The organism is Bacillus sp. FSL K6-1106 (assembly GCF_038005245.1).
GTDB lineage: Bacteria > Bacillota > Bacilli > Bacillales > Bacillaceae > Bacillus > Bacillus altitudinis.
The window spans coordinates 733,322-746,870 of sequence record NZ_JBBOSV010000002.1 but is presented as its reverse complement, the minus strand read 5'-3'; the positions used below and the strand labels follow the sequence as shown (position 1 = coordinate 746,870).

Here is a 13,549-nt window from a genome sequence, read left to right as displayed (position 1 = left end):
AATTGCGGGGCAGAGGTCCTTCTGATTCAGAAAGGGCTCACTGCACCACCTTCTTTCACAGGTCATACCCTCTTCATAGAAGAGGCAGTAGAAGGAGAAGCACACGAGATTCAGGTTCCTATCAAACCAACGGATCTCGCTTATATGATTTACACATCTGGAACGACTGGACAGCCGAAGGGTGTCATGGTCGAGCATCAGTCTCTTGTCAATCTTGCTTTTTGGCACAATGATGCTTTCCAGGTGACGAAACAAGACCGAACCGCCAAATATGCCGGCTTTGGCTTTGATGCCTCCATTTGGGAGATGTTCCCGACGTGGATGGCCGGCGCAGAGCTCCATATCATCGATGAAGCGATTCGACTCGATATGATCAAGCTCAATTCGTATTTTAATCACGAAGGCATCACCATTGCGTTCCTGCCAACACAGCTATGTGAGCAGTTTATGTCGATGGACAATCATTCTCTCCGTTACTTACTGACAGGCGGGGACAAGCTGAAACAGGTGAAGCCCGTTCCATACAAACTCGTGAATAACTACGGCCCAACAGAAAATACGGTCGTGGCGACAAGCGGGATCATTGATCCAGATCAAGGCACGCTTCCTATCGGAACAGCGATTGCCAATACTCGTTTTTACATTATGGGTTCGTTATATGACCTCTCGCCGCAAGGCGTACCGGGTGAGCTCGTGATTGCGGGGAAAGGACTGGCAAGAGGCTACTGGAATCTCCCAGAGGAAACGCACAAACGGTTTGTCCCAGATCCGTTTTATCCAGGAGAGCGTATGTACCGTACAGGTGATTTGGTGAAGTGGACAGAGGATGGCGAACTGATCTATCTCGGTAGAAAAGACCATCAAGTGAACATCCGCGGATTCCGGATTGAGCTATCAGAAATTGAAGCGCAGCTCCTTGCGCTGGATTCAGTCCAAGAAGCCGTCGTGACAACGGTCAAAGACGCAAGTGATCAAGACGCTCTTGTCGCTTACGCCATCACAGATAAAGAAACGGATACGTTGAAAGATAGCTTAAAGCGCACCTTGCCTGAATATATGGTGCCATCATGGATCATCAAGCTAGACCAACTGCCGATGACGGCAAATGGCAAAGTGGATCTCAAAGCACTGCCAGCACCTGATATGGAAGCGAATCAAACAGCATACGAAGCCCCAAGAGATGAAGTGGAAGCACTGCTTTGCGGCATTTGGGAAGATGTGCTTGGCGTCAGCCAAGTTGGTATTCACGACCACTTCTTCTTCCTTGGCGGAGATTCGATTAAAGGCATCCAAATGGCAAGCAGACTCACGCAAGCAGGCTGGAAGCTCGATATGAAACTGCTTTTCCAATATCCAACGATTGCGGAGCTTCGCCCATATATCGAAGAAGCGGACCTTCTCACAGCCGATCAGTCAGCTGTCGAAGGAGAGGTTATTTTAACACCGATACAGCGCTGGTTCTTTGAACGGAACTTCAGCAGCCAACATCATTGGAATCAGTCCGTTATGCTCCATGCGGCAAATGGTTTGGATGAAGTGCTTGTCAAACAAGTGCTCGAGCAGATGATGACCCATCATGATGCTTTGCGATTGGTTTATCCGATAGAAGAAGGACGCATCATCCAGCGTCATCGTGGAGTAGACGAAAACGATGTAGCGGTGGACGTGATAGAAGTACAAGGAGAACGATCACAGCAAATCCAGCAGGTAGAAAAGCTAGCAAATGAAGTGCAGGCGAGTATTTCTTTAACAGAGGGACCATTAGTCAAACCTGCGATTTTCCGTACGGATCATGGAGATCACTTATTGCTCGTTGTACATCACCTTGTCATTGATGGTGTGTCATGGCGTATTTTCCTTGAAGACTTCATGGCTCTTTATGAGCAGGCGAAGCACGGGGAGGAGCTGACACTTCCTGAAAAAACACATTCATTCCAAGCATATGCCCAGAAGTTGACGGAATACGCAGTGTCAGATGAGCTGCTGGCAGAAAGGGACTATTGGAAAAAGGTACTTGGGCATTTAACTGCACCTCTGCAAAAGGATCATGTCACAGAGGATCAAAGAATGCTGCATACAAAAACCATTCGCTTTACGCTGTCTGAGGAAGAAACACGCAGCCTACTGACAGAAGTACATGAGGCGTACCACACGGAAATCAACGACATTTTGCTAACCGCTTTAGGATTGACCCTGAAAGAGTGGACAGGAGAAGACAGACACTTTATTCACCTTGAAGGACATGGAAGGGAAGACATCCTTCCGGCGGTCAATGTGTCGCGGACCATCGGCTGGTTTACGAGCATGTATCCTGTGCTGCTTGATTTGTCGCATGCGGAGGATCTTTCGTATCAAATCAAGCTTTTGAAAGAAGAGCTTAGACACATTCCGAACAAGGGAATCGGCTATGGCGTTTTAAAATACTTAACGCCTGACAAAATGAAGGGCGGTCTCGCATTTGATGTCACGCCAGATATCAGCTTTAACTATCTTGGTCAGTTTGATGAACAGATTGGCGGGGGTGAACTAAGTCGATCCACTTGGCAGGCAGGTCAATCATTAAGTCCAGAATCAGAGAAACCTCATGCATTAGATATTGTTGGTTTCGTAGAACAGGGCATGTTCCAGATGACGATATCCTATCACCAGCTTGAATTTGAAGAGCAAACGATGGAACAGTTTAAGGACCTTTTAGAAAAGAACGTGAAGGCACTCATCTCACATTGTGTATCACAAGATGAAGCGCAAATTACGCCTAGTGATGTAGGAGACGATGACCTGACCATGGATGAACTTGAAAAGCTAATGGATATATTTTAAGCAAACGAAGAGGTGGACTATGAGCAAACAGAAGATTCAAAAGGTATATCCTTTAACACCAATGCAAGAAGGTATGTTATATCATGCCATGCTAGACCCTAATTCGTCCTCTTATTTCACACAGCTGGAGCTTGGAATAAGAGGGGAGTTTGATCTCGATCTTTTTGAAAAAAGTCTCAATGAGCTCATCGGCACATATGACATTCTCCGTACAGCCTTTGTCTATCAGCAATTACAGAAGCCGCGTCAGGTTGTACTGGCAGAGCGCAATCTAGATGTGTATAGAGAGAATCTATCTCACCTGAATCATCAGGAACAGCAAAAGGTACTAGATCAATATAAAAAGCAAGTGAGAAAGCAAGGCTTCCATTTAACGAATGATTTGTTATTGAAGGTCGCTGTTTTTCAACTGAATGAAACAAACTGGCATCTCATTTGGAGCAACCATCACATCATCATGGATGGTTGGTCCATGGGAGTTTTGATGAAAAAATTGTTTCATTACTACGAATCTTATCGGAACGGCAAAACGCCGGATCGCTCACAAGGAAAACCTTATGCAGATTATATCCAGTGGCTTGGCAAGCAAAATCAACAAGCAGCGGAAGGCTATTGGAAGGATCGCTTAGATGGTGCGATTCAGCATCAAGGGCTTTTGCAGCAAAAAGAAGCGAACGGACAATATGACCATCAGGAATGGACGTTCACATGGGATGCTGAAATGGTCAGCACCATTCAAGAGATCGCAAGGAATTGCCAAGTGACAGCACCAAATCTATTCCAGGCTGTTTGGTCGGTTCTTTTAGGCACTTACCATGCTACAAATGATGTCACTTTCGGAACAGTCGTATCTGGCAGGCCGCCAAGTGTGGCTGGGATAGAACAGATGGCAGGGCTTTTTATCAATACAATACCGGTCAGGGTAGAAATGAATCAGGAAGACACCTTCAAACAGCTGTTTCAAAAAGTTCAGCAGCATGCGCTGGAAGCGGAAAACTATGATTTTATGCCGCTTTATGACATTCAGCAACAGACAGCTGCAGGAGGACAACTCTTCGATCACTTGGTCGGATTTGAGAACTATCCTTTAGATCAAGAGCTATCTGGTGACACTATGTCGGAACGTCTAGGGTTTTCCATTGATGTAAAAGACGGATTTGAACAAACGAATTTCGATCTAAATGTCCTTGTATATCCAGGTGAAACATGGACATTGAAAATCAAATACAATGCGGTTGCTTTTGAAGAAGAGGTCATTGAAAAAATATCGAAACACCTGACCAACCTCATGAAGCAGATCATCGAGAATCCGGAAGTTCGCCTTCATGACGTGACGTGTATCACCGAAGAAGAAAAACAGCAGATTGAAGCATGGAACAAGACAGAACGAGATTATCCAAAGCATCTGTCTATTCCTGAGCTTCTTAAAGAACGCATTCAAACGCAGCCAGACCATCTAGCGTTAGTCGAAGGAGAGCGGGCATTCACCTATGAAGAACTCGGCCAAGAAATCCATCGTGTTGCGGGATATTTGATTGATAGCGGAGTGAAACAAGAAGATGCCGTCGCAGTGTATATGAATCGATCTGCTGAAGCGGTGATCGCCATTTTAGCGATTCTTCAAGCAGGGGCTGCTTATGTACCAATTGATCCAGCCCAGCCAGAGGAGAGAATCCGCTTTATGCTTGAAGACAGCGGCGCATCCGTTTTGCTCTATGCGGACAGCCAGCCGCCAGTTCATGAAAGTATCCAAGCCGTTCGTGTGTCGGACATATCGGATCAGTCCAACGGACCATTCGAAGTCGAGACCTCTCCTTCGCAATTGGCGTATATCATGTACACGTCGGGGTCAACCGGCCAGCCAAAAGGTGTTCAAATTGAGCATCAGCATATTGTCAGATTGGCATGTTCTCAGGAGACACTGGGCTTGAACAAGTCGGATCGTATGGCACATACAGGAGCAGTCAGCTTTGATGCCATTACTTTTGAAATTTTCACCACACTGCTGAACGGTGCAACGCTTTATCCTGTTGACCGTGACACGTTATTGGACATCAACCGGTTTGAACGCTTTATCCAAACGAATCAAATCTCGGCGCTCTTTTTAACAACTGGTTTGTTTAATCAACTCGCTCAGCAGCGGCCGCATATGTTTAAAGGACTGTCCAAATTGATCACAGGCGGTGATGTGATCAATGTGAAAAGTGCAGAGCTTGTGAAGAAAAATCATCCATCACTTGTTTTACTGAATGCGTATGGCCCCACAGAAAACACCACCATCTCGACCATTTATGAGGTGATAGGGGATGAAACGGGCACGATTCCAATTGGTCAGCCGATCAATCATTCGTCCGCTTACATTTTAGATGACAATCAAAGACTTCAGCCAATTGGCGCACCAGGAGAGCTGTATGTTGGCGGAGACGGTGTCTCAAGAGGATATCTCCATCGTCCAGAATTAACAAAGCAAGCATTTATCGCTGATCCTTTCAAGGCAGAAGGGCGTTTGTATCGAACAGGAGATTTGGCTAGGTACGGTTCAAATGGTCAAATCGAATTCCTCGGACGGACAGATGATCAAGTGAAAATTCGTGGTTTCCGTATTGAGCTCGGTGAAATTGAAACGATTCTTCAACAAGAGACGGGGATCGATGATGCGGTTGTGCTCATCCATGAGTCTCCTTCAGATGAAAAAGAAATGACCGCTTACTATACGGGAAAGATCACGGAAGAAGAAGTGCGGGCTCTATTTAATCAAGCACTGCCAGCATATATGGTACCTCATCACGTCATGAAGCTAGATGCTTTTCCGCTTACCACAAACGGAAAGGTCGATCGAAAAGCTTTACCAACGCCTGACGAAGCTGATCGTGAAAAAATCAGGATCATTCCACCTGAAACCGAGACGGAAAAGGCGCTTGCTCAAATTTGGGAGGAACTGCTTGGGAAAGCGGTGGGAATAGATGAGCATTTCTTCATGACTGGCGGACATTCACTCAAAGCAATGATGATGTCAGCCAAAATCCAAGAAGTGTTCCAAAAGGAAGTTCCGATTCAAGTGATATTCGAAAAGCCAACGGTTCGATCGCTTGCGTCATACATTGACCAGGACGGTCAAGAAGAACAAGGACATCCGATCTTACCCGCAGCGAAGGCGGAGAACTATCCAGTGTCACCAGCTCAGCGGCGCTTATACATTTTACAAACACTTGAACCTAAGAGTACGAACTATCATATTCCGATCGTCTTAACGCTTGAGGGTACGCTCGATCATCAGCGGCTCACCTCAGCATTTGATGAATTGATTCAAACGCATGAAATTTTAAGAACGAGTTTTCATATGAAAGGCGAGCACATCGTCCAAAGGGTACATGAACGATCGGCATTTGACCTCCCCATCCATGATGTAAAGGAAGAAGAGGCCGAGGCATTTCTTGCTGAACGTCAGGCGCCGTTTGATTTGACAGCCGCTCCCCTCCTGCGGGCACAGCTGCTCAAAGTGAGTCATGATCGTCATCTATTAGTTCTGGAAGCACATCACCTGATTACAGATGGCAGCTCCATGAAGACGTTCATTCAGGATTTGGCGAAAGCCTATGATGGAGAGGCACTTGCAGAAAGAGCCATTCATTATAAAGATTACGCTGTCTGGCAGTTAAGTGAAGAAGAAACAGAGAAACAGCGTGCACATGAAGCGTATTGGCTGAAACAATTCCAAGGAGATGTACCGGTTTTAGATTTGCCGACAGACTACCCGCGTCCAGTGGAACGTGATTTTTCTGGAGAACGGGTGATGTTTGGCTGTGATCAAGCGACAACTCAGCGTATTCATGAGCTGCTCAAGAAAACAGATACGACACTGTACATGTTCTTGTTATCTGCATTTCAAGTGCTGCTCGCATCCTACAGTGGACAGGAAGATATCATTGTCGGATCTCCTGTTGCGGGGCGAACACATCCAGATATTCAGGACATGCCAGGGATGTTCATCAATACCATTGCGATGCGCGGAAAACCGGAACAAACAAAGTCATTTTTACAGCTGCTTGAAGAAATAAAAGAAACGAGTGTAGATGCTTTTGCACATCAAAGCTATCCGCTCGAAGAGTTAATCGCGCGTCTACCGCTTGATCGTGATACAACCCGAAGCCCGCTCTTTAGTGTTTCGTTTAATATGCAGAACATGGATGTTCCTGCACTAAAGCTCGGCGATCTGAACATTTCGCCTTATGCAATGCAGCACCGATCCGTCAAATTTGATCTGTCTCTAGAAGCATTTGAACGTGAGGGAGAAATAAAACTAAGCCTAGACTATGCAACGGCATTATTTAAAGAGGAAACCATCCGCCGGTTCGGAACACATCTTCTTGCGATTATTCGTGAGGCGGTCCAGCATCCGAATGAACAAATTGGCTTGTTCAACCTCTTGGATCAGCATGAGCAAATGGAGCGGCTGGAGAAAAGGGATGGGGAACAAACAGGTCAACATGAGCCGTACCATGTGCAATTTTCACGTCAAGCCATGGAAACGCCTGATGCCATTGCGGTGATGGATGGTGAAAGGAAGCTGACCTACCGTGAACTAGATCACATGTCCAATGCTCTTTGCAGTGAGCTGAAGATGCAAGGCGTAGAGAAAGAAAGCACAGTCGCACTTATTCTTGATCGCTCTGTCTATGTCATTGTCTCGATGCTAGGTGTAATGAAAGCAGGCGGTGCATTTGTACCAATTGATCCAGCTTTTCCTGCGGAACGTATTCGTTACACATTAAAAGATTCAGGGGCAAAAGTCATCGTGGCAAATGAGTCTCTTGGCGATTCGTATCAGCATCTCAAGTCGATTCAGGTCGTACATGTGGAGAAAGCCGTCCAACGAAACGATTCCCTAGACCTGCCAGACGTATCGGTTGATCAACTGGCTTATGTGATTTACACATCTGGAACAACAGGGAAGCCAAAGGGTGTACAGCTCACGCACCGTAATCTATCACACTACGTCAATTGGTTGACACATGAAGTGACTTTACAAGAATGCGATCGAACGGCACTCCTGTCTTCTTATGCATACGACCTTGGTTACACAAGCATTTTCCCTGTTCTAAAAGCAGGCGGGACACTCTATATTCCTCATGAAGACGTGTATACAGACCCTGTACGTCTCATGCGTTTTATTGATGAACAAGAGCTGACTTATATCAAAATGACACCATCCTTATTTCATATGATGGCAGATTCGAAGGGTCATACATTTGATGCTTTACGGCTTGTGGTATTGGGAGGAGAACCGATTGTCTCTGAAGATGTTGCGACATTTATGAAGCAGCATCCATGCGTGGCAGTGATGAACCATTACGGTCCGACAGAAACAACGATTGGTACAGTGAGCAAGCTAATGACACCGCATGAGCTGGACGCTTTAAAGGAGCGTTCTATCATTGGAAAGCCTATTGCTCATACAAGAGCGCTCGTATGCAATCGCGAGCAGCGCCTTGTTCCTTATGGTGCACCGGGGGAGCTTTATATTTCAGGTGATGGTGTTTCAAGAGGTTATTTGAATCAGCCTGAATTAACAGCGGAGCGTTTTCTTGAAAATCCTTATTTCCCTCAAGAGCGGATGTATCGAACGGGAGATTTGGTTAGACAGCATGCTAATGGGGAGATTGAATTCCTTGGAAGAGTAGACGATCAAGTGAAAATTCGCGGTTATCGAATTGAGAAACAAGAAATTGAGCATGCCGCACGTGCCCTTTCAACCATTCAAAAAGTGTATGTCAAAGTGATCAACACATCTCGTTTACCGGAGCTGGCGTTATATTATACAGCACCTGATCACATTGGAACGCTGACATTTAGAGAAAAGCTTTCAGAGACACTACCGGATTACATGATTCCTACTTATTTTGTCAAAGTGGATCATATGCCGCTGACGCAAAACGGAAAAGTGGATGCAAAATCTCTGCCGCTTCCTCATGAGGCACATATGAACCGCACGGCACATGCAGCACCAGAAACGGCGCTTGAGCAGACGCTTTGTGATATGTGGTCAGATGTTCTTGAGATTGAAAAAGTCGGCATTGATGACCATTTCTTTGAATTAGGCGGGCATTCTTTGAAAGGCATGGTGCTCATTTCGAAAATGCAAGCCAAACTGAATCAGCATGTTCCACTCAAGGTTCTTTTTGAAAAGCCAACGATACGGGCGATAGCTGCCTATTTGGAAGAAGCTGATGCTTCGCTCGTCACATCCATTCAGCCAGCGGAAAAGCAAGATTTCTATCCAGTCTCTTCCGCACAAAAGCGAATGTACGTATTACAGCAGTTGCATCCAGAATCCGTCACCTACCATATGCCAGCCGTTTTCATGATGGAAGGAAACCTTGATCTGAAGCAGCTAGAAGGAGCGATTCAAGCTTTAATTGATAGACATGAGTCATTGCGGACAGCCTTTGTTGAAATTGATGGCAGTCCCGTCCAAAAAATCTATCGCCGTGTGCCGTTTACGTTACAGATGGTTGAAGTAGAAAGCGATCAGGTACAATCCGTCGTAGACAACTTCATGACACCATTCTCATTACATCAAGCACCTCTAATGAGAGCAAAAGTGGCAAAGCTGTCTGATGACAAATATGTGTTCATGATGGATATGCACCATATCATCGCAGACGGAGTGACACGCAGTCTGCTTATTCAAGAATTAGCGGAGTTGTATGAGCATAAGACGTTACCGCCAGTTCAGTTGCACTACAAGGATTATGCGGTATGGCAGCAAGAGGAAGAGCAGCAAGCAGCACTTGAAAAACAGCGGCAGTATTGGCTGGAGCAATATGCACAGCCACCAGAAGACTTGGCACTTCCGCTTGATTTCCCGCGGCCTAGCGTGCAGTCATTTGCAGGAGACCGGGTTGATAGATGGCTGTCTGCTGAAAAGGCGCGGCATATCAAAGCGCTCATGGCTGAAAAAGGTGTGAGCTTGAACATGGTGATGCAAACGGCCTTTGCCATTCTCCTTCATAAATTGACTGGGCAGCATGACATCGTGATAGGGGCTGTAACGGCTGGACGTACACATGCGTCAATCGAACGGATCCCGGGCATGTTTGTGAATACACTGGCCCTTCGACATGACGTTCAGTTAGAAGAAACTGCAGAGCATCTGCTAGAAAAAATAAGAGATCACAATCTATCAGCTTATGAACATCAAGGATTCCCATTTGAGGATTTGGTCGCGCAGTTAGACCTTCCGAAAGACACGAGCCGCAACCCGTTGTTTAGTGTCATGATGACAACGGATGAGCGTGATCTGACGTTACCGAATTTGAATGGACTTACGCTTTCGCACAAACAGCAAGAAGCCGTTCAGGCAAAATTTGATTTAACGCTCGGTGTCTTTGAGGAACAAGATCAAGTGGGCTTGCGCTTTGAATATGCAGCGGCATTATTTAAAAAGAGTACCATTCAGCGATGGAGTCAATATTTTGAGCGAATCATAGACGAAATGCTTGCGAAATTGAATCAGTCGATCTCGACCATCTCCATCTTAACAAAAGAAGAAGAGCGACATCTGCTTGATGAATGGTCCGGACCTTATCTAAATGTCCCGACAGATCAAACGGTTCATGCATTGATTGAGGCGAAGTCACAGGAAGTACCTGATCAAAAAGCTGCAACTTTCTGCGGCACAAGCTGGACGTATGAAGAACTGAACAACCGGGCGAATACAGTCGCCGCAAGACTCATTTCCAGCGGCACAAAACCGGGAGACCGCATTGGCATTCTCACACGTCCATCGCTTGAGATGACAGCCGCTGTTCTCGGAGTTCTCAAGGCAGGTGCGGCATTTGTGCCGATTGATGCCGATTATCCAGCGCAGCGCATTGCCTACATGCTGGAAGATGGCGGGGCAGAGGTCCTTCTGATTCAGAAAGGGCTCACTGCACCACCTTCATTCACAGGTCATACCCTCTTCATAGAAGAGGCGGTAGAAGGAGAAGCACACGAGATTCAGGTTCCTATCAAACCAACGGATCTTGCTTATATGATTTACACATCTGGAACGACTGGACAGCCGAAGGGTGTCATGGTCGAGCACCAGTCTCTTGTCAATCTGGCTTACTGGCACAATGATGCCTTCCAGGTGACGAAACAAGACCGAACCGCCAAATATGCCGGCTTTGGCTTTGATGCCTCCATTTGGGAGATGTTCCCGACGTGGATGGCCGGCGCAGAGCTTCATATCATCGACGAAGCGATTCGCCTCGATATGATCAAGCTCAATACGTATTTCAATGACGAAGGCATCACCATTGCGTTCCTGCCAACACAGCTATGTGAGCAGTTTATGTCGATGGACAATCATTCTCTCCGTTACTTACTGACAGGCGGGGACAAGCTGAAACAGGTGAAGCCCGTTCCATACAAACTCGTCAATAACTACGGCCCAACAGAAAATACGGTCGTGGCGACAAGCGGGATCATTGATCCAGATCAAGGCACGCTTCCTATCGGAACAGCGATTGCCAATACTCGTTTTTACATTAAGGGTTCGTTATATGACCTCTCGCCGCAAGGCGTACCGGGTGAGCTCGTGATTGCGGGGAAAGGACTGGCAAGAGGCTACTGGAATCTCCCAGAGGAAACGGACAAACGGTTTGTCCCGGATCCGTTTTATCCTGGAGAGCGCATGTACCGTACAGGCGACTTGGTGAAATGGACAGAGGATGGCGAGCTGATCTACCTCGGTAGAAAAGACCATCAAGTGAACATCCGCGGATTCCGGATTGAGCTATCAGAAATTGAAGCGCAGCTCCTTGCGCTAAATGAAGTGAAAGAAGCCGTCGTGACAACGGTCAAAGACGCAAGTGATCAAGACGCTCTTGTCGCTTACGCCATCACAGATGAAGAAGCGGCCACTTTGAAAGAAAGCTTAAAGCGCACCTTGCCTGACTATATGGTGCCATCATGGATCATCAAGCTAGACCAAATGCCGATGACGGCAAATGGCAAAGTGGATCTCAAAGCACTGCCAGCACCTGATATGGAAGCGAATCAAACAGCATACGAAGCGCCAAGAGATGAAGTGGAAGCACTGCTTTGCGGCATTTGGGAAGATGTGCTTGGCGTCAGCCAAGTTGGTATTCACGACCATTTCTTCTTCCTTGGCGGAGATTCGATTAAAGGCATCCAAATGGCAAGCAGACTCACGCAAGAAGGCTGGAAGCTCGATATGAAACTGCTTTTCCAATACCCAACGATTGCGGAGCTTCGCCCATATATCGAAGAAGCGGATATTCTCACAGCTGATCAATCACCTGTGGAAGGGGAAGTCATTTTAACACCGATTCAGCGCTGGTTCTTTGAGCGTAACTTTGATCACCAGCACCACTGGAATCTATCAATGATGCTTCATGCGCCAAAAGGGTTTGACTTGGCTGTCACAGAACAAGTTCTGCAAAGACTACTCTCACATCATGATGCACTGCGCATGGTGTTCAGACAGGAGCATGATGACATTCTGCAATACAATCAGCGGGAGCTATCAGAACCATTTTCAATTATTTCTTGTGATGTTTCAAAAGCGCAAGATGTGAAACAGGCGATTTCAACATACGCCAATGAGTATCAGCGTCAACTGAATCTTGAAAAAGGTCCATTGATGAAAGTGATTTGTTTCCATACAGAAAACGGTGATCACATACTCATCATCACCCATCATCTTGTGATTGACGGCGTTTCTTGCCGGATTTTACTAGAAGACTTTATGTCTCTTTATCATCAGGCAGAAAAAGGAGAAACGATGGTTCTGCCGCCAAAAACGCACTCTTTCAAAGAATGGGCAGAAGCGGTTGAACGATACGCGCAGTCGCAGCTGCTAAAAAACCAGAAGGAGTATTGGGCGGCGATTGAAAATAGACCGTTTACGACTTTACCTGTTGACCATGAAGTAAAAGAAAGAAAAGTCGCGGATACGAAAGCGGTCAAAATGCAGCTGACAGAAGCAGAAACCGAGCATCTGTTAACGAATATCCATCTTCCGTACACAACAGAAATGAATGATATTCTTCTATGTGCGCTGGGGCTGGCCGTTCAGGAATGGACAGGACAATCTCATGTACATGTACAGCTTGAAGGTCATGGAAGAGAGGATATTTTATCAGGATTAGATATATCCCGCACAGTTGGCTGGTTTACGAGCATGTATCCAGTCGTTCTTGAAGCGAAGCCGAATCAGACCATTGCAGACGCTATCAAAGGAACGAAAGAGATGCTGCGGCGTGTACCGAATAAAGGGATTGGTTACGGTATTTTAAGATACATGACACCATCCGAACCGTCAGTCAAACACGTGCAGCCTGAAATCAGCTTGAACTATCTCGGGCAGATTGATCAGGAAGTGACGACAGAACTCTTTGGGCCCTCAACCTATGATATGGGCCGTCAAGCAAGCCCTGAATCAGAAGCTGTTTATAAGCTGAACCTCAGCGGTCTTGTTCAGCACAATCAATTCATTCTGTCGTGCTCATATTGTGCAAGTGAATATGAAGAACAAACGATACAGCAGTTCATCGCATTGTTGAAGGAGAAAATCAGATCCATCATCACTCATTGCTTAGCGCATCAAGAGCGAGAATTTACGCCAAGTGACTTCTCGGCTGCAGACCTTGAAATGGATGAAATGGACGATATCTTTGACATGCTCGAGGAGAAATTGACGTAACACCACTAGATCAGT

The 13,549-nt window shown here is 46.2% G+C and carries 2 protein-coding genes; both read left to right on the top strand.

The genetic code is table 11. From position 1 onward, the window contains the following. A partial coding sequence (locus MHI20_RS18290) for a condensation domain-containing protein (protein WP_340940393.1) occupies positions 1-2,820 on the top strand: 2,820 nt, incomplete at its 5' end. A 19-nt stretch (positions 2,821-2,839) separates the two neighbouring features. Further along, positions 2,840-13,534, top strand: coding sequence for a non-ribosomal peptide synthetase (locus MHI20_RS18285; RefSeq protein WP_340940391.1), 10,695 nt, complete (start codon positions 2,840-2,842; stop codon positions 13,532-13,534). The last annotated feature ends 15 nt before the right edge of the window (positions 13,535-13,549 follow it).

What these genes read in the sequence shown, in the direction of transcription:
- MHI20_RS18285 (WP_340940391.1), top strand. Translation starts at nt 2,840, where the DNA reads ATGAGCAAACAGAAGATTCAAAAGGTATATCCTTTAACACCAATGCAA.